We start from the raw sequence: 17,165 nt of genomic DNA, 5'->3' as shown, positions 1-17,165 counted from the left end.
TTACCGGTTGGCCTCGATGCGCGGGTCATTTCGTCCCATCCGGTCCGCCCGGGCTGCCGCCCGCGCCGCCGGCGGGTGACCCGGGATAGAACCCGGGTCCGAGGAAGATGAACCCGCCTCCGCTGTATCTGCTGCCGCGAACGTCTTCGACCCGGATGGTGCACGGGCGGTTACCGTCGGGCCCGACGATCACGATGTCGTCGTCGTAGCGCAGATACTCGATACCGCGGTCGGTGGCCCGGGCCTCGGGACGCCGGTAATCGGCAAGCCGGTCGGCCACTTCGCCGGGCGAGCCGGTGCACTCGTAGCTGCTGGCCTCCGCGCCATGCGAGTAAGCGGCGTAGTTCTCGGCGACGTATGTACGAATGTCGCGGTTCTGCAACGAGATACCGAGAAGCAGGCATGCGATGCCCGCCACGGCGAGCCCGCCGGCCAGCCAGAACAACGCGGTGCGGCTCACGGCCGCCACCGGCTACTGGTGTAGACGACTGTGCCACCCGCGGCTCCGTCGGGATACAGATGCCATGTCCGCCAACGCCATCCGGCGCCATCGGGCTCAGCGGCCAGCGCGGTCAGTGCGGCATCGTCACCGGGAAACACACCGCCGAGCCATCCGTCCATCCGTTCACACCTGATCCGCAGCTTCTCCGCGAGCCTGCGAAAACCGGCAGCGTCCTGCGCTTCGGTGCGGGACTCGATGCGGTAACCGGGCGCGACGGCGCACCCGGGCAGGGTGGCATCAGTGCGTGCTGTGCACGAAACCTCCTCGGAGAACGTGTGTTTCGGATTCTCGACGGTGACCAGATGCGATGCGCCGAGCACGCCGAGCACCAATGTGCTGCCCTCGGGACCGGCCAGCGGCAATGTCGCCAGCGGCCGCGGTGCAGGAGAATTCAACGCCAGCCGCAGCGTCGTTCCCGACACGTCGGCCGGGTTCACTACCAGTCGGTGAAAGGGCACCCGGTGTCCTACTCGGTGGGCGGAGGAGCGGGATACACCGTGAGTTCGCCGGGCAGCACCGGTTTCCCGACCGAGACCTCCCACGGCATGTCCGGAGCCCACCGCTCGAAGCCGAGGAAGGAGGTCTCGTCGGCGTCGGCGTAGTCGACGAACTCCATCTCGCCGCCCGCGGGCAGCCCGGTGGTGCCCTCGGTGGTGAACGATGCGCTGCCGCGCTCGACCTCGCGGTAGCTGACTCCGTCGAGGACCAGGTCCCCACCGGGTTGCAGCGACGCGTCCTTGCGTCGCGTCCACATCACCAGTTCGAGCCGGCCCTCGTCCTCTTCGACGCTGAACCACACCGGTTCGGAACCACCTTCGAGCAGATGCTCCCACCACACGAATGGGCCTTGCCGCAACGTGGCGGTGCCGCGGACGACGTAGTCGATTCCGCCGTGGGCGACGATCGCGCCGGGCCCGAGTTGGCGGGGGCCGAACTGCGGCATTGTGGCGGCGAACTTGAGCGGATCTTCACGCGGGGTCGATGTTTTCGGCTTCTTCGGCCGTCGAAGCGCCACCACCAACACAACGACCGCCCCGAGGAGCAGTACGACGGCGAGCACGATCAGCAGCGTGTCCACGCGAAACCTTCCGATCGGCGTTGAGCGGTGCGGTTGATGGGATCGTTGCCACCGTAACAGCCGCGTCGTACGCGCAAGTCAGCGCAGAATCGTGGCGACGATGCCCGCCAGATAGCCGAGCCTGGCGACCTCCGAGGGCCGAAACAGGGGACCACCGGGGCGGCCCAGCACCACTGCGGTGCGCGGATCGCCGAGCGGGGCCGCGGCCAGCGTGGTCGCCATGTCGCGCCACAGCTCGGGCACCCAGTCGGCCTCGCCGTCCAGGGCTCGGGCCCGGTCAAGTGGCAGCCACGGCGTCTGGGCCGCCTGCGTCTCGGGTGCGCCGGGGCTGCCGACGATGCGCTTCGGACCCGACTCGGAAAGCCGGACCACGGTGGTCCAGCCCACGCGGAGCACCCGGGGTGCCTCGTCGGCGAGGACCTGCAGCTTGTCCCCGCGCTCTGCGGCGGCGATGTGGTCGATCAGCTCGAGTTCGCGGTGCGCCTCGAGCAGCCCCGTGTGTGGGCGCACGGAGTCGACGTAGACGCCCTTGATCTGTTCGGCGGCGGTGATCAGCATGTCGGGCATCGCGCCGGCGGGCAGCTCGACCACGAGATCGTCGACGGCATAGCCGGCCGACCGCTCCACCACGTCGAGCGAGAGGATGTCGGCGCCCACCGACCCGAGTGCCACGGCCAGCGAACCGAGGCTGCCTGGTCGGTCCTCCAGCTGGACCCGTAGCAGGTACGAAGGCACGCGCAACACTGTTGCACAACGCGGTGACTAGGCTTGCGTGTCGTGTCGCAGATCTCCCGAGACGAGGTGGCCCACCTGGCCCGTCTCGCCCGCCTCGCCCTGACCGAAGACGAATTGGACAGCTATGCCAGGCAGCTGGACGCCATCCTCGCCCACGTCAGCCAGATCCAGTCCGTCGATGTCGCGGGCGTCAAGCCGACCGGCAATCCGCTCACCGACGTCAACGTGTTCCGTCCCGACGCCGTCGAGCCGAGCCTGACGCAGGATGAGGCGCTGGACCAGGCGCCCAAGGCGGCCGAGGGCCGGTTCGCAGTCCCGCGCATCCTGGGAGAGGCCCAGTGAGCGACCTGACCCGGTTGGACGCCGCGACGCTCGGGCGCAAGATCGCGACCAAGGAGGTGTCCTCGACCGAGGTCACGAAGGCATGCCTGGACCAGATCGCGGCGAGCGACGACCGCTACCACGCATTCCTGCACGTCGCGGAGGACCGCGCGCTGGCCGCGGCGGCGCGAGTGGACGCCGCGGTGGCGGCAGGGGAGGACCTGCCCTCGCCACTGGCCGGGGTGCCGGTGGCGCTGAAGGACGTTTTCACCACAACCGACATGCCGACGACCTGCGGCTCGAGGATTCTCGAGGGATGGATGGCTCCGTACGACGCCACCGTCACCATGCGGTTGCGTGCGGCGGGCCTGCCGATTCTCGGTAAGACCAACATGGACGAGTTCGCGATGGGTTCGTCCACCGAGAACTCCGCATACGGGCCGACCCGCAACCCGTGGGACGTCGACCGCGTCCCCGGCGGCTCCGGGGGTGGCAGTGCGGCGGCGCTGGCGGCATTCCAGGCGCCGTTGGCCATCGGCACCGACACCGGCGGCTCGATTCGCCAGCCGGCCGCGTTGACCGCGACGGTCGGGGTGAAACCGACCTACGGCACGGTGTCGCGCTACGGGCTGGTGGCCTGCGCGTCGTCACTGGATCAGGGCGGGCCCTGCGCGCGCACCGTCGTCGACACCGCCCTGCTGCATCAGGCGATCGCCGGTCACGACGCGAAGGACTCGACCTCGGTCGACGCCGCGGTGCCCGACGTCGTCGGTGCGGCCAGGGCAGGCGCGGCCGGCGACCTGGCCGGCGTGCGGGTCGGCGTGGTCAAGCAGTTGCACGGCAACGGCTACCAGCCCGGCGTGCTGCAGTCGTTCCACGCCGCCGTCGAACAGCTGACCGCGCTGGGCGCCGAGGTCAGCGAGGTGGACTGCCCCCACTTCGACTACTCGCTGTCGGCCTACTACCTGATCCTGCCGTCCGAGGTGTCGAGCAACCTCGCGCGGTTCGACGCGATGCGCTTCGGGCTGCGTGTCGGCGATGACGGCACGCACAGCGCCGAGGAAGTCATGGCGTTGACCCGGGCCGCCGGTTTCGGTCCGGAAGTCAAGCGCCGCATCATGATTGGTACCTACGCGCTGTCTGCGGGCTATTACGACGCGTACTACAACCAGGCGCAGAAGGTACGCACGCTGATCGCGCGTGATCTCGACGAGGCGTATCAGAAGGTCGACGTGTTGGTCTCGCCGGCGACGCCGACCACCGCGTTCCGGTTGGGGGAGAAGGTCGACGATCCGCTGGCGATGTACCTGTTCGACCTGTGCACCCTGCCGCTGAACCTGGCGGGCCACTGCGGAATGTCGGTGCCCGCGGGCCTGTCGCCCGACGACAACCTGCCGGTCGGGCTGCAGATCATGGCGCCCGCGCTGGCCGACGACCGGCTGTACCGCGTCGGCGCGGCCTACGAAGCTGCCCGGGGACCGCTGCCAACGGCCCTGTAAAACACGCGAGCGCACGGTTGTTGTACGCAAACCTCGACTGAGGACACAAAGAACCGTGCGCTCGGGGAGGATGGAGGCATGCGTATCGGAGTGCTGACCGGCGGCGGTGACTGTCCGGGGCTGAACGCTGTCATTCGGGCGGTGGTGCGCACGTGCGATGTGCGGTACGGGTCGTCGGTCGTCGGCTTCCAGGACGGCTGGCGCGGTCTGCTGGAGAACCGGCGCATCCAACTCGCCAACGACGACCGAAACGATCGGCTGCTGGCCAAGGGCGGCACCATGCTGGGCACCGCGCGGGTACACCCGGAGAAGCTGCGTGCCGGGCTGGACCAGATCAAGCAGACGCTCGACGACAACGGCATCGACGTGCTGATCCCCATCGGCGGCGAGGGCACGCTCACCGCGGCGCGCTGGCTGTCGGAGGAGAACGTCCCGGTGGTCGGAGTCCCCAAGACGATCGACAACGACATCGATTGCACGGATCTGACGTTCGGTCACGACACCGCGCTCGGCGTGGCGAGCGAAGCCATCGACCGGCTGCACAGCACCGCGGAATCGCACCAGCGGGTGATGCTCGTCGAGGTGATGGGCCGCCACGCCGGATGGATAGCGCTGAACGCCGGGCTGGCCTCCGGCGCCCACATGACGCTGATCCCCGAGCAGCCGTTCGACGTCGAAGAGGTGTGCCGGCTGATCAAAGGGCGCTTCGTGCGCGGCGATTCGCACTTCATCTGCGTGGTGGCCGAAGGCGCCAAGCCCGCCGAGGGGTCGATGCAGTTGCGCGAAGGCGGCATCGACGAGTTCGGCCACGAACGCTTCACCGGCGTCGCGCAGCAACTCGCGCTCGAGGTGGAGAAGCGGATCAACAAAGAGGTGCGGGTGACGGTGCTCGGCCACGTGCAACGCGGCGGCACTCCGACGCCGTTCGACCGCGTACTGGCCACCCGCTTCGGGGTCAACGCCGCCGATGCCGCACATGCCGGCGAGTACGGGATGATGGTGTCGCTGCGCGGGCAGGAGATCGGGCGCGTCTCGCTGGCCGATGCGACCCGCCAGTTGAAGCTGGTGCCGCAGAGCCGCTACGACGACGCCGCAGAGTTCTTCGGCTGAGTTCTTCCCGCGAGCAGCCGCGAAGTGGTCCCTTTTCGCGGCTTTTTCGGACAGTTTGCGTCTGTCCGGCGGAAAAAGAGGACGCACTAGGATCGGGGTCATGACTGTCGCCACCGCCGAACTCATCGACTACGACGACGTGGTCGCGCGATACGAGCCGGTGCTGGGCTTGGAAGTGCACGTCGAACTGTCCACCGCGACCAAGATGTTCTGCACCTGCGCCAACAAGTTCGGAGCCGAACCCAACACGCAGGTGTGCCCGGTCTGTCTTGGGCTGCCGGGGTCGCTGCCGGTGCTCAACGAGAAAGCCGTCGAGTCGGCGATCCGGATCGGGCTCGCGCTGAATTGTGAGATCGTGCCGTGGTGCCGGTTCGCCCGGAAGAACTACTTCTATCCGGACATGCCGAAGAACTACCAGATCTCGCAGTATGACGAGCCGATCGCGATCAACGGTTTCCTCGATGTGCCGCTCGATGACGGGTCCACCTGGCGGGTCGAGATCGAGCGGGCCCACATGGAAGAGGACACCGGCAAACTGACCCATCTCGGCAGCGACACCGGCCGCATCGAGGGTGCGACGACCTCGCTGATCGACTACAACCGGTCCGGGGTGCCGCTGATCGAGATCGTCACCAAGCCGATCGAGGGAACCGGTGCGCGTGCTCCCGAGATCGCCCGTGCGTATCTGACCGCGCTGCGGGATCTCTTGCGGGGCTTGGGCGTATCCGACGTACGGATGGACCAGGGGTCGATGCGCTGCGATTCCAACGTCTCGCTCAAGCCGATCGGGCAGGAGCAGTTCGGGACCCGCACCGAAACCAAGAACGTCAACTCGCTCAAGAGCGTCGAGGTCGCCGTCCGTTACGAGATGCGCCGCCAGGCAGCGGTTCTCGATTCGGGCGGTCACGTCACACAGGAGACCAGACACTTCCACGAGGACGGCTACACCTCGCCGGGCCGGAGCAAGGAAACCGCCGAGGACTACCGGTACTTCCCCGAACCCGATCTCGAGCCGGTGGCTCCCGACGCCGAGTGGGTGGAGCGACTGCGTGGCACGATCCCCGAACTTCCGTGGTTGCTGCGCAAGCGGATTCAGGACGACTGGGGCATTTCCGACGAGGTCATGCGCGACCTCGTCAACATCGGAGCCTTGGATCTGATCGCCGAGACCGTCGCACAGGGGGCGTCCAGTGACGCCGCCCGGGCATGGTGGGGAAATTTCCTGGTGCAGAAGGCCAACGAGTCAGGCGTCGAACTGGACGCGCTGCCCATCACGCCCGCGCAGGTGGCCGCGGTGGTCAAACTCGTCGACGACGGCAAGTTGTCGAACAAGCTGGCCCGTCAGGTCGTCGAGGGTGTGCTCGCCGGTGAAGGTGAACCCGAACAGGTGATGAAGCACCGCGGCCTGGAGGTCGTGCGTGACGACTCGGCACTGCAGTCCGCCGTCGACGAGGCGCTGGCGGCCAACCCCGGCATCGTCGAGAAGATCCGCGGCGGCAAGGTGCAGGCCGCAGGCGCGATCGTCGGCGCCGTGATGAAGGCGACCAAGGGGCAGGCCGACGCGGCCCGGGTGCGTGAACTGGTCTTGGCGGCTTGCTCCTGATCGCGAAATCGCGCTGAGGGCTGTTCGCTCACGCCGAACCACAGCCGTGAACGCAATTTCACGCCTACTAAGCGCGAACGAGACTGTCCCAGGCCGCGATTGCGGCTTCGGCGATCGCCGACAGCTTGGTTCTGTCCGCGCGATCGCGGGCCTGAATCGCCATCCCGTGGTTCACGGTGTTGTAGAACGCGGCAATCGTCGCGGCGTCGGCGCCGGGGGGTACGTCACCGTCTGCGATGCCGCGTTCGACGCGCGCACGGAAGGCGTCCTCGGTGGCGATCCGCCACTGCGCGAGGTGTTCATGCACTGACCGGGTGCGCTCGGTGCATGTGGTGGCCGCGAGCACGATCATGCAACCGCGAGGTTTGTCGGGATTGCAGAACACGTCGGCGTGGTGTCTCAGCACCGCCGCGATGGCCTCGCGCGCCGTTGGCCGATCCCGCAATTCGGCGGCCGCCGCGGCGCCCAAGGTCTGGTCGTAGTGGGCGACGGCCTCGCGGAACAACTCCTCCTTGGAGCCGAACGCCGCGTACAAGCTCGGTGAGTTGATTCCCATCGACGTGGTCAGGTCGGTCATCGACGCACCGTCATAGCCGTGTTGCCAGAACACCTCCATGGCCCGTTCCAAGGCGCGCGTTCGGTCGAAGGTGCGCGGTCTGCCGCGTGACGCCATCCGCACCCTCCTTTTGTATCGAACGACAAAGTAATCGTTGACAAGCATAAGCATGTCAGATAGTTATGTATCGAACGACACAAAAAGGGAGAACGCCATGTCGGACCTGTCGGGAAAGACCGCCCTGGTAACCGGAGGCAGCAGGGGTATCGGTGCCGCCATCGCGGCTCGGCTCGCCGAACTCGGCGCGGACGTCGCCATCACCTACGCCCAATCCAAGGAGCGCGCCGACGAAGTGATCGACGGGGTCACTGCGCAGGCCCGCCGCGGCCTGGCCATCAAGGCGGACAGCGCCTCCGTCGACGTGGTGGCCGCAGTCGAACAGACGAATGCCGAGTTGGGCCGGCTCGACATCCTCGTCAACAACGCGGGCGTCTTCCCGTACGGCCCGATCGACGACGTCTCGGTCGACGAGATCGACCGCACGCTCGCCATCCACGCCCGCGCGGTTTACCTGGCCAGCCAGGCCGCGCTTAGGCACATGCCCGACGGCGGCCGGATCATCAGCATCGGCAGCAATCTGGCCGAACGCGTCCCATTTCCGGGCGTCACGCTGTATTCGATGAGCAAGGCCGCACTCGTCGGGTTCACCAAGGGGCTGGCGCGCGATGTCGGCGGTCGGAACATCACCGTCAACCTCGTGCAACCCGGCTCGACGGACACCGACATGAACCCCGCCGACGCTGCCGGAGCCGACGAACAACGAGCGATGAGCGCGCTCGGCCGGTATGCCGCCGCCCGTGATGTCGCCGATGCCGTCGCATTCTTGGCGGGCCCGGGCGCGTCCAACATCACCGGCGCGGTGCTCACCGTCGACGGTGGAACAAACGCATGACCCGCGGGGCGATCAGGTGTTGTCGGCGTTCTGCCGCGGGAACCCGCCACCCTGCGGGAACAACGGGAAGACGACGTCGTCGAGTCTTTGGGCGTCGCCTGCCGTCTTGTTGACCGTCGCGCCCCAGACGTTGCCGTCGGGTGACATCGCCAGCGCCCACGCGTGGCCGTGCTGATCCTGCCGCACGACCTCCGGGTCGCCGGTGACCGCGCCGGTATCGGGAGCGAGCCGCACGGCGACCGTCTGCTTGGTGTTGACGAGGTTGACCAACACCGTGCCGTCGAGCGCTGCGCAGCCCGCCACGCCAGGACGGTCGGGCCAGGTCCACACGGTCGACGTCTTGGAGTCCTTGGTGATGCGCTGCAACCGGTCACCGGACGGCGCGCGGTCGGTGACGTACAGCGACCCGTCCGAGTGGTCGATGCACATGCCGCCGGCGGCGCCCAAGCCCGACAGCGCCGTCGTCGTCGGGGCCTGGTCCACCGTGGTGGGCTGTTCGATGCGCAACACCTTGCCCGCCAACGAATCCGGATTCGCCGCGTCGGCGGGATTGCCCGCGTCGCCGGTCTGCACCAGCAGCGTCGTGGGGCTGGTGAAGATCAATGCGCCCGTGTTACCGGTGGCGCCCTTCGGGATGCCGGTCAGGATCGGCTTGGGGATGTCGCCGTCGGCGATGCGGATCACGCGGTTGTCCGTCGGCGTGCTGACATAGGCGTACATCAGCCGGTCCTGTTGATAGGTCGGCGAGAGCACGATGTCCATCAGCCCGCCGTCACCCGAGCCGTCGACCGGCATCGTGGTCTTGACCTTGGGTTCGGCCCGGACCGAAATCTCCTTGACCACACCGGTCGTGCGCTCGGCGACCAGAGCCGACTGGCTGTCGGGCAGCATGATCAGCCCGCTCGTGCTCTCCAGGCAGCCCTGCATGACGCCGGGCGCCGGGCACTCCTTCGGGAACGGCGTCGGAGGCAACGGAGGCGGGGGCGGCGGCGTCGATGTCGGACCCGGCTCGAGCTTCGGCTCCGTGGTGAACGGTTGCGATTGCGCGTCGTCGAACCGCGCACAGCCCGAACCGACGAGCGACGCCGCGCACAACACGGCGAGCACGCCCCTCATCGGCCGGCGCAGTTTCATGCGAGCCAGGTTACGGATCATTCGGCGGGACGCGCCACGCACACCCGCCTGACGTCACCGCGGGGAGCTCGCAAATTAAGGTCGGGAAAGCACCGCGCCAATACCCGACTAGCGGGTGACTAGCACTTACGCTGGCAATGTGACCAGTCATTCCAATGACCCACTCGCCTGGCAGCGGCCCGACGACGCGGCTGGGCGGCCCGTGTCGGCGAGCCTGGTCGATCCCGAAGACGATCTGCCGTCCACCGACTACGCAGGCGATTTCGAAACCACCGCGATCCCGCACTACGACGCCAACGGCACCGCTTCGGGCACGCCGGGGTTCGGGCTACTCAACGAACCCGAGCCGCTGCCGTACGTGCAGCCCGGCGGGCGGCATGCCATGAGCGGCTTCGCGGCTGAACCGGCCGAGATCGAAGCCGAGCCGCTGGGCCGGGAAAAGCACCGCCGCGGCACCCTCGACCTCGGCATTCTCCTATTGCGCCTTGCGATCGGCGCGCTGTTCATCGGCCACGGCCTGCAGAAGGCCTTCGGCCTGTGGGGCGGGCCCGGACTCAACGGGTGGGAGGCGGAACTGTCCGACATGGGCTTCCGCTACGCCGACATCCTGACCTACGTCGCCACCGGCGGTCAGATCGCCGCCGGGGTGTTGCTGATCCTGGGCCTGTTCACGCCGGTGGCGGCCGCCGGCGCGCTGGCATATCTGGTGACCGGCGTGCTGGCCGATGCGATGGAGGCCCACGAAGCGGCGCGGCTGTCGGATTTCCTCACCGACGGGCATGAGTACAAGGTGTTCCTGGCGTGCGCGGTGGCCGCTCTCGTGTTGACCGGCCCCGGCCGGTACGGGTTCGACGCCGGCCGCGGCTGGGCGCGCCGGCCGTTCATCGGGTCGTTCGGTGCACTCGTGCTCGGCGCGGGTGCGGGTGTGGCGATCTGGGTGCTGTTCAACGGCGGCAACCCGCTCGCCTAACCCTGCGAATACGGGTTCGGAACGCGGCCGCCGCTGGCCTCGGTCAGCAGTGGCAGCGTCGCAAACGTCACCGCCGGCAGACGCAGGTCCCTACCGTCCTTGAGATGGGCGTAGGCCGACGATCCCTTACCGAATCTCAGACCGTCGACGTCGTCCCATTGCACCGTCTCGCTGCCCAGTAGGGATCGCGCGGTGACCGTGTCGCGGTCGGCAACAGTCCGGTAGCGCGCAACATAGACCGACAATCCGATCGGAACGATCAGCAGAACGGCCACCCACGTCAGCCCGGCCAGAACCAGCGAAAGCAGGCTCAGCGCCAGGAATCCCACCGCGAAATGCGCCATGGGCGAGATACGGATGACGACGGGGGCGGGTTCGGCGTCGGGACTCACCTGGTCATCTTCGCACCGCTGCTGCCGGGGCCGGGAAATCGACCGCCGCGGTTCCGCAATTTGACCTGTGACCAGTGCGGAGGCTACGGTCGACGGTTATGCAGGCCGTGGGGTTGCTCGTAGTAATTGGGAAGCGCGTTGATGCCGCGCTCGCCCTTACTCGGGCATAACCACCGGCACCGACGCGCGACCCTCGTACAGCAGCCCAGCTGACGGGGGTTTTTTCTTGCCCGACCACTGATTTGAGACCCTAGATACGGATCCGGAACAGGATTTAGGAGAGCGAACACCGTGAGCGCACCAACCACCCGACCGCTGGAGCAAGTGGCGGCCACCGTGCCCGATGACGGACATGCCGCGAAACCGGCGGCCAAGCCGGCGCCCGCATCAGCCAAACGGCTTGCGCCGCAACAGATGACCGGTGCGCAGGCGGTGATCCGGTCGCTCGAGGAACTCGACGTCGACACGATCTTCGGAATCCCCGGCGGCGCTGTGCTTCCCGTTTACGACCCGCTGTTCGACTCGCAGAAGCTGCGCCACGTGCTGGTCCGCCACGAGCAGGGCGCGGGACACGCGGCCAGCGGCTACGCGCACGCGACCGGCAAGGTCGGCGTGATGATGGCCACCTCCGGTCCCGGCGCCACGAACCTCGTCACGCCGCTGGCCGATGCGCACATGGACTCGATCCCGGTGGTGGCGATCACCGGCCAGGTCGGACGCGGCCTGATCGGCACCGACGCGTTCCAGGAGGCCGACATCTCCGGCATCACGATGCCGATCACCAAGCACAACTTCCTGGTGCGCAGCGGCGATGAGATCCCGCAGGCGATAGCCGAGGCGTTCCACATAGCGTCGTCGGGCCGCCCCGGTCCGGTGCTGGTCGACATCCCCAAGGACGTTCTGCAGGGCCAGTGCACGTTCAGCTGGCCGCCGCGCATCGACCTGCCCGGCTACAAACCCAACACCAAACCGCACAGCCGGCAGATCCGCGAGGCCGCCAAGCTGATCGCGGCGGCCCGCAAGCCGGTGCTCTACGTCGGCGGCGGCGTGATCCGCGGCGAGGCCAGCGCCGAGCTGCTGGAACTGGCCGAGCTGACCGGCATCCCCGTCGTCACCACGCTGATGGCGCGCGGAGCGTTCCCCGACAGCCATCCGCAGAACATGGGCATGCCGGGGATGCACGGCACGGTGTCCGCGGTGGCCGCGCTGCAGCGCAGCGACCTGTTGATCGCGCTGGGCACCCGCTTCGACGACCGGGTGACCGGCCGGCTGGATTCCTTTGCGCCCGAGGCCAAGGTGATCCACGCCGACATCGACCCGGCCGAGATCGGCAAGAACCGCCACGCCGACGTCCCGATCGTGGGCGACGTCAAGGCGGTGATCGTCGACTTGATCGCGGCCCTGCGCCGGGACGGCACCATCGGCGCGATCCTGATCGAGAACTGGCTCGAGTACCTGCGCGGCGTGCAGGCGACCTACCCGTTGAGCTACGGGCCGCAGAGCGACGGCAGCCTGTCGCCGGAGTACGTGATCGAGACGCTGGGCAAGATGGCCGGGCCGGAGGCGGTGTACGTGGCAGGCGTCGGCCAGCACCAGATGTGGGCCGCGCAGTTCATCTCCTACGAGAACCCGAAGACGTGGCTGAATTCCGGCGGCCTGGGCACCATGGGCTTCGCCGTGCCCGCGGCGATGGGGGCCAAGTTCGGCCGCCCCGAGGCCGAGGTGTGGGCCATCGACGGCGACGGTTGTTTCCAGATGACCAACCAGGAGTTGGCCACCTGTGCCGTCGAGGGCGCGCCGATCAAGGTGGCCCTCATCAACAACGGCAACCTCGGCATGGTGAGGCAGTGGCAGACGCTGTTCTACGAAGAGCGGTACAGCCAAACGGATCTGGCCACCCACAGCCATCGCATCCCCGACTTCGTCAAGCTGGCCGAGGCGCTGGGCTGCGTCGGATTGCGTTGTGAGCGAGCCGAAGACGTCGAGGACGTGATCAGGCAGGCGCGTGAGATCAACGACCGCCCGGTGGTGATCGACTTCATCGTCGGCGCGGACGCCCAGGTGTGGCCGATGGTCGCGGCGGGCACCAGCAACGACGAGATCCAGGCCGCTCGCGGTATCCGCCCGCTGTTCGACGATCCGGAAGAAGGACACGCATGAGCACCACCACGCATACGTTGTCGGTGCTCGTCGAGGACAAACCCGGCGTGCTGGCCAGGGTCGCGTCGCTGTTCTCGCGGCGCGGCTTCAACATTCAGTCCCTGGCGGTCGGAGCGACCGAGCAGAAGAACATGTCGCGGATGACGATCGTCGTCAGCGTGGAGGAAGCACCTCTCGAGCAGATCACCAAGCAGCTCAACAAGCTGGTGAACGTGATCAAAATCGTTGAGCAGGAAGAAGAGAACTCGGTTTCCCGTGAGCTTGCACTGATCAAGGTGCGCACCGACGCGTCGACCCGCGGTCAGGTCATCGAGGCGGTGAACCTGTTCCGGGCCAAGGTCGTCGACGTGTCGACGGAGTCGTTGACGATCGAGGCGACCGGCACACCCGAGAAGCTCGAGGCGCTGCTACGGGTGTTGGAGCCCTACGGAATTCGCGAGATCGTGCAGTCCGGCGTGGTGTCGCTGTCCCGCGGCCCCCGCGGGATCGGCACCACCAAGTAAGCCCCATCAGGTGAGAGATAAGGAAATTCAGTGGCAGTAGAGATGTTTTATGACGACGACGCGGACCTGTCGATCATTCAGGGCCGCAAAGTCGGCGTCATCGGCTACGGCAGCCAGGGTCATGCGCACTCGCTGAGCTTGCGAGACTCCGGCGTGCAGGTGAAGGTCGGCCTCAAAGAGGGATCGAAGTCGCGCGAGAAGGTCAGCGAGCAGGGTCTCGAGGTCGACACGCCTGCCGAGGTGGCCAAGTGGGCCGACGTGATCATGCTGCTGGCGCCCGACACCGCTCAGGCCGAGATCTTCTCCCGCGACATCGAGCCCAACCTCGAGGATGGCAACGCGCTGTTCTTCGGCCACGGCCTCAACATCCACTTCGACCTGATCAAGCCGCCGGCGAACGTCACCATCGGCATGGTCGCCCCGAAGGGGCCCGGCCACTTGGTGCGGCGCCAGTTCGTCGACGGCAAGGGCGTGCCGTGCCTGATCGCGATCGACCAGGACCCCAAGGGCGAGGGCCAGGCGCTGGCGCTGTCGTACGCCAAGGGCATCGGCGGCACCCGCGCCGGCGTCATCAAGACCACGTTCAAGGACGAGACCGAGACCGATCTGTTCGGTGAACAGGCCGTGTTGTGCGGTGGCACAGAGGAACTCGTCAAGGCAGGTTTCGACGTGATGGTCGAGGCCGGATACGCACCCGAGCTGGCGTATTTCGAGGTGCTGCACGAGCTCAAGCTCATCGTCGACCTGATGTACGAGGGCGGCATCGCCCGGATGAACTACTCGGTGTCCGACACCGCTGAGTTCGGCGGCTACCTGTCGGGGCCGCGGGTCATCGACGCGGACACCAAGGACCGGATGCGCGACATCCTCAAAGAGATTCAGGACGGCACCTTCGTCAAGAAGCTGGTCGCCAACGTCGAGGGCGGCAACAAGGAACTCGAAGGGCTGCGCAAGAAGAACGCCGAGCATCCGATCGAGGTCACCGGCAAGAAGCTGCGCGACCTGATGAGCTGGGTCGACCGGCCCATCACCGAGACGGCCTAGTTGCGATTTCGGTGTAGTTGGTTGCGCTGGACGCAACTGACTACACCGAAATCACTCGTTGGGGCGGCGTTCGTGACCCGGCTTGCCGTGGGTCCGGCGCCGCTCCTTCATTTCGGACTCGTATACGTGTCTGCGGCCCTGCTGTAGCTCGTCGCGGACCATGCGTTCGTGGTCGCGGAACACCGACCAGTAGCAGTCGTCGAACTCCTCGACGATCTGAAAAGTCCAGCGACCGTGGAGGACATTGCGACCGACGAGTTCATCCTGGAGTCGGTCGGCGACCGCGGCATGACCGGCATCGCGCAGTTTGTCGCAGGCCTCGCCGAGCAGAACATCCGCCCGGCCCATCAGCTGATGGAACGAATACAGCTCGCCGCGCGCGCGTTCCACCCACTCCAGCGCCTCCGATACGGCGCCGACGGCCTCGACCGTCGCGTCGTCGAGTCCCTCGGGACGGCGGTGGTGATCCTTGCCCTGATCGGTCATGGAGCTACATTTACCCCCTTCGCGGCGCCGCAATATCCAAAAGACGAATCGCTGCATCGGTTGTGCGTTGAGTTCGCCGACGGGTTTACTGTGACGAGGTCGAAACCGCAGTGGAAAGCCCGATGGACGACGCTGACAAACCCAGGTACACCGTCCGTGTGGTAGCCGAACGTGTCGGTGTCCCAACGGCGACGCTGCGCAGCTGGAGTCAGCGCTACGGCGTGGGGCCGTCGCGCCACCGGCCCGGCCGGCATCGGCTCTACAGCGAGAACGACGTCGTGGTCGTGCGGCACATGCACGAGCTGATCGACCAGGGCACGAGCGCGCGCAGCGCGGCGCGGCTGGCGATGGAATCCGTTCTGCCACCGCGCGGCGACGTCGACTCGTTGTTGGCGGCAGCGTTCGAACTCGACCTCGTTGCGCTGGGCCGGCTGCTGGAGTCGCACCTGCATCACTTCGGCGTACTCGATACGTGGGACCTGATCGTGCGGCCGGCGTTCGCGGCCATCGTTTCCAGACAGGATGCGAGCGGCGGTTGTATCGACGTCGAGCACGCGCTGTCTTGGGCGGTGTCGCGGGCGCTGCAGCGGGAGCCGCTCGCGCCGCTCGACACGTCGTCCGTGGTCTTGGCATGCACTTCGCGGGAGACGCACGCACTGCCGCTCGAGGCGCTGCGCGCCACGCTCGGGGAACGTGGACACGGTGCGCTGACCCTGGGCGCGGACGTTCCACTCTCGGCGCTGACCGACGCGATCGCGCGGGTGCGGCCGCCCGTCACGGTGATGTTGTGGTCGCAGACCGCCGATACCGCTGACGGCGAAATGGTTCGGGCGGCGGCCGCCGATGCCGAGGTACTGCTCGGCGGCCCGGGGTGGGAGGCCATGTCGGCGGTGAAGCCGGGCGTGCGCGTGCACAGCCTGCGCGAGGCCGTGAAGTGCTGCGTACCGGGCTCGTGACGCGTGCGCATCGACTTCGCGTCGGTTAGCCCGATTCTGGGTATGTATTCGAGGTGTCAGCATCGACCACCGCCACGACGGATGAGTCCGTTGTGCTGCTCGACGAGGACGGACGCCACATCGGCAGCGCCGCCAAGACGACCGTCCACCACGCCGCGACACCCCTGCACCTCGGGTTTTCCTGTTATCTGTTCGACGCGGACGGTCATGTGCTGTTGACCCGTCGGGCCCTGGGAAAGGTGACGTGGCCGGGGGTGTGGTCGAACTCGTTTTGTGGGCATCCGGCGCCGGGGGAGCAGGTCGAGAACGCGGTGCGCCGCCGTGCCGCACAGGAATTGGGCGTGTCGATCGAATCGCTGGTCTGCGTGCTGCCCGACTTCCGGTATCGCGCGGTGGCCGCCGACGGCACCGTCGAAAACGAGATCTGCCCGGTGTTCTTCGCCCGCTGCGACGACCGGCTTCGACCCGATCCGGACGAGGTCATGGAATGGATGTGGGTCTCCTGGAAGCAGCTTCGCTCGGCCGTCGCGCTGCCGTGGTCGATCAGTCCCTGGGCCATGGAGCAGATACCGCTACTTGACGAGCGCTACTTGCACGGATCGTGGCCCCAGTTCATCAGCGAGTAGCGCCACGCCGAGTCGGTGACATCGCCATCCGGTCGCTGGGCGAGGTGGCGGTGCGCATAGCCGACGACCTTGCGCATGTGGGCGTAGTCATCGTCGTCGAGTTCTGACTTCTTCTTGCGCAACAGGTCGACGATGCGCCGGCCGCTGGCGTGTCCGGTCGACTCGCCACCGCCGGATTTCTGCCCCACTTCCTTGGATTCGGCTGTGTCGAGCCACTTCTCGAGCTCAGATGTCGTCATGTTGACGGCATCTGAGAACTCTTCATAGGTCGTGGCGCGATCGCCTGAGGTGCCGGCCACGGCGCTACTTCTTCTTCAGCGATTCCGGCTTGTGCACCGCGTCGCGGCCACTTTTGTCGCTGCGTACCCGGTACTGCGGATTGTCGGAGTCGGCGCGCACGGTGCGGCCCGCGGCCTCGGTGTCGGCGCTGATCTTCTCCTCGACCGTCCCGGTCACGGTGTTGCCATGGCTCTTCCACTGAACCTTGTCGCCCTTGCCGATGTTTGTGCTCATCAGGCACGGATACCCAATGAAATCG

At 67.1% G+C, this 17,165-nt stretch carries 21 protein-coding genes; 11 read left to right on the top strand and 10 right to left on the bottom strand.

All coding sequences use genetic code 11. The features are described from left to right. Positions 1-25: 25 nt before the first annotated feature. From AU188_RS13320 to AU188_RS13305, 4 genes are all read right to left on the bottom strand, one after another. Complete coding sequence (locus AU188_RS13320; protein WP_059164208.1) at positions 26-460, bottom strand: DUF4247 domain-containing protein; 435 nt, start codon at positions 458-460, stop codon at positions 26-28. Next, on the bottom strand, positions 457-960 hold the full coding sequence (locus AU188_RS13315) for a DUF2617 family protein (RefSeq protein ID WP_059164185.1): 504 nt from the start codon (positions 958-960) through the stop codon (positions 457-459). Before AU188_RS13315 ends, AU188_RS13320 begins: the two co-directional genes overlap by 4 nt. An 8-nt stretch (positions 961-968) precedes the next feature. Continuing rightward, complete coding sequence (locus AU188_RS13310; protein ID WP_059164184.1) at positions 969-1,580, bottom strand: DUF4178 domain-containing protein; 612 nt, start codon at positions 1,578-1,580, stop codon at positions 969-971. Positions 1,581-1,658: 78 nt separating this feature from the next. Further along, positions 1,659-2,315 (bottom strand): ACT domain-containing protein, encoded by a 657-nt coding sequence (locus AU188_RS13305; protein ID WP_059164207.1) that lies wholly within the window; start codon positions 2,313-2,315, stop codon positions 1,659-1,661. Positions 2,316-2,357: 42 nt separating this feature from the next. On the opposite strand from AU188_RS13305, the gene gatC reads away from it, so the two are divergent. The 4 genes from gatC (at position 2,358) to gatB (ending at position 6,848) form a co-directional block, all read left to right on the top strand. Then, positions 2,358-2,657, top strand: coding sequence for an Asp-tRNA(Asn)/Glu-tRNA(Gln) amidotransferase subunit GatC (gene gatC / locus AU188_RS13300; protein WP_059164183.1), 300 nt, complete (start codon positions 2,358-2,360; stop codon positions 2,655-2,657). Continuing rightward, the gene (gene gatA, locus AU188_RS13295) at positions 2,654-4,135 is read left to right on the top strand and encodes an Asp-tRNA(Asn)/Glu-tRNA(Gln) amidotransferase subunit GatA (RefSeq protein WP_059164182.1); all 1,482 of its coding nucleotides are present in this window, start codon (positions 2,654-2,656) and stop codon (positions 4,133-4,135) included. Before gatC ends, gatA begins: the two co-directional genes overlap by 4 nt. A gap of 78 nt (positions 4,136-4,213) precedes the next feature. Next, entirely contained in the window at positions 4,214-5,245 is a 1,032-nt protein-coding gene (locus tag AU188_RS13290; RefSeq protein WP_059099577.1) for an ATP-dependent 6-phosphofructokinase, read from the top strand. A 100-nt stretch (positions 5,246-5,345) separates the two neighbouring features. Beyond that, a complete protein-coding gene (gatB, locus tag AU188_RS13285) occupies positions 5,346-6,848 on the top strand; it encodes an Asp-tRNA(Asn)/Glu-tRNA(Gln) amidotransferase subunit GatB (RefSeq protein WP_059164181.1) in 1,503 nt (500 codons plus the stop codon). 67 nt (positions 6,849-6,915) lie between these two features. Here the strand turns inward: gatB and AU188_RS13280 are convergent, their stop codons facing one another. Beyond that, positions 6,916-7,521, bottom strand: coding sequence for a TetR/AcrR family transcriptional regulator (locus tag AU188_RS13280; protein WP_059164180.1), 606 nt, complete (start codon positions 7,519-7,521; stop codon positions 6,916-6,918). A 97-nt stretch (positions 7,522-7,618) separates the two neighbouring features. On the opposite strand from AU188_RS13280, the gene AU188_RS13275 reads away from it, so the two are divergent. Further along, entirely contained in the window at positions 7,619-8,356 is a 738-nt protein-coding gene (locus AU188_RS13275; RefSeq protein ID WP_059164179.1) for an SDR family NAD(P)-dependent oxidoreductase, read from the top strand. A gap of 12 nt (positions 8,357-8,368) precedes the next feature. Here AU188_RS13275 and AU188_RS13270 read toward each other — a convergent pair whose 3' ends face one another. Then, complete coding sequence (locus tag AU188_RS13270) at positions 8,369-9,490, bottom strand: PQQ-dependent sugar dehydrogenase (RefSeq protein WP_059164178.1); 1,122 nt, start codon at positions 9,488-9,490, stop codon at positions 8,369-8,371. A gap of 139 nt (positions 9,491-9,629) precedes the next feature. Here AU188_RS13270 and AU188_RS13265 point away from each other — a divergent pair, with 139 nt between their 5' ends. After that, the gene (locus AU188_RS13265) at positions 9,630-10,460 is read left to right on the top strand and encodes a DoxX family protein (RefSeq protein WP_059164177.1); all 831 of its coding nucleotides are present in this window, start codon (positions 9,630-9,632) and stop codon (positions 10,458-10,460) included. Here AU188_RS13265 and AU188_RS13260 read toward each other — a convergent pair. Continuing rightward, positions 10,457-10,804: a PH domain-containing protein gene (locus AU188_RS13260; protein WP_059164206.1), complete on the bottom strand. Its 348-nt coding sequence runs from the start codon at positions 10,802-10,804 to the stop codon at positions 10,457-10,459. The two genes, AU188_RS13265 and AU188_RS13260, sit on opposite strands and share 4 nt — an antisense overlap. Before the next feature lie 339 nt (positions 10,805-11,143). On the opposite strand from AU188_RS13260, the gene AU188_RS13255 reads away from it, so the two are divergent. From AU188_RS13255 to ilvC, 3 genes are read left to right on the top strand one after another with little or no spacing between them, the layout of a single operon-like run. Continuing rightward, complete coding sequence (locus AU188_RS13255) at positions 11,144-13,012, top strand: acetolactate synthase large subunit (protein ID WP_059164176.1); 1,869 nt, start codon at positions 11,144-11,146, stop codon at positions 13,010-13,012. Then, positions 13,009-13,515 (top strand): acetolactate synthase small subunit, encoded by a 507-nt coding sequence (gene ilvN / locus AU188_RS13250; RefSeq protein ID WP_059164175.1) that lies wholly within the window; start codon positions 13,009-13,011, stop codon positions 13,513-13,515. Before AU188_RS13255 ends, ilvN begins: the two co-directional genes overlap by 4 nt. Positions 13,516-13,557: 42 nt before the next feature. Continuing rightward, positions 13,558-14,559, top strand: coding sequence for a ketol-acid reductoisomerase (gene ilvC, locus AU188_RS13245; protein WP_172799493.1), 1,002 nt, complete (start codon positions 13,558-13,560; stop codon positions 14,557-14,559). A 51-nt stretch (positions 14,560-14,610) separates the two neighbouring features. On the opposite strand, the gene AU188_RS13240 is transcribed toward ilvC, so the two are convergent. Further along, on the bottom strand, positions 14,611-15,045 hold the full coding sequence (locus AU188_RS13240; RefSeq protein ID WP_059164173.1) for a hypothetical protein: 435 nt from the start codon (positions 15,043-15,045) through the stop codon (positions 14,611-14,613). Between the two features lie 122 nt (positions 15,046-15,167). Between AU188_RS13240 and AU188_RS13235 the strand changes: the two genes are divergently transcribed. Continuing rightward, entirely contained in the window at positions 15,168-16,001 is an 834-nt protein-coding gene (locus AU188_RS13235; RefSeq protein WP_059164172.1) for a MerR family transcriptional regulator, read from the top strand. Between the two features lie 53 nt (positions 16,002-16,054). Continuing rightward, the gene (gene idi / locus AU188_RS13230) at positions 16,055-16,627 is read left to right on the top strand and encodes an isopentenyl-diphosphate Delta-isomerase (RefSeq protein WP_059164171.1); all 573 of its coding nucleotides are present in this window, start codon (positions 16,055-16,057) and stop codon (positions 16,625-16,627) included. Here idi and AU188_RS13225 read toward each other — a convergent pair. Then, entirely contained in the window at positions 16,588-16,926 is a 339-nt protein-coding gene (locus AU188_RS13225; protein WP_059164170.1) for a DUF3140 domain-containing protein, read from the bottom strand. The two genes, idi and AU188_RS13225, sit on opposite strands and share 40 nt — an antisense overlap. A gap of 4 nt (positions 16,927-16,930) precedes the next feature. Further along, positions 16,931-17,140: a hypervirulence associated TUDOR domain-containing protein gene (locus AU188_RS13220; protein ID WP_059164169.1), complete on the bottom strand. Its 210-nt coding sequence runs from the start codon at positions 17,138-17,140 to the stop codon at positions 16,931-16,933. Between the last annotated feature and the right edge of the window lie 25 nt (positions 17,141-17,165).

This window comes from Mycobacterium sp. IS-3022, assembly GCF_001500065.1.
In the GTDB taxonomy this organism is placed as follows: Bacteria; Actinomycetota; Actinomycetes; order Mycobacteriales; family Mycobacteriaceae; genus Mycobacterium.
The sequence above is the reverse complement of the archived record's forward strand: the minus strand, read 5'-3'. Positions and strand labels throughout refer to the sequence as shown.

Bases quoted from the DNA above. Each gene is read 5' to 3' on its own strand.
- ilvC (WP_172799493.1), top strand. From the start codon at position 13,558: ATGTTTTATGACGACGACGCGGACCTGTCGATCATTCAGGGCCGCAAA.
- AU188_RS13280 (WP_059164180.1), bottom strand. From the start codon at position 7,521: ATGGCGTCACGCGGCAGACCGCGCACCTTCGACCGAACGCGCGCCTTG.
- AU188_RS13240 (WP_059164173.1), bottom strand. From the start codon at position 15,045: ATGACCGATCAGGGCAAGGATCACCACCGCCGTCCCGAGGGACTCGAC.
- AU188_RS13220 (WP_059164169.1), bottom strand. From the start codon at position 17,140: ATGAGCACAAACATCGGCAAGGGCGACAAGGTTCAGTGGAAGAGCCAT.
- ilvN (WP_059164175.1), top strand. From the start codon at position 13,009: ATGAGCACCACCACGCATACGTTGTCGGTGCTCGTCGAGGACAAACCC.
- AU188_RS13235 (WP_059164172.1), top strand. From the start codon at position 15,168: ATGGACGACGCTGACAAACCCAGGTACACCGTCCGTGTGGTAGCCGAA.
- AU188_RS13260 (WP_059164206.1), bottom strand. From the start codon at position 10,804: ATGGCGCATTTCGCGGTGGGATTCCTGGCGCTGAGCCTGCTTTCGCTG.
- AU188_RS13270 (WP_059164178.1), bottom strand. From the start codon at position 9,490: ATGAAACTGCGCCGGCCGATGAGGGGCGTGCTCGCCGTGTTGTGCGCG.
- gatB (WP_059164181.1), top strand. From the start codon at position 5,346: ATGACTGTCGCCACCGCCGAACTCATCGACTACGACGACGTGGTCGCG.
- AU188_RS13275 (WP_059164179.1), top strand. From the start codon at position 7,619: ATGTCGGACCTGTCGGGAAAGACCGCCCTGGTAACCGGAGGCAGCAGG.
- AU188_RS13290 (WP_059099577.1), top strand. From the start codon at position 4,214: ATGCGTATCGGAGTGCTGACCGGCGGCGGTGACTGTCCGGGGCTGAAC.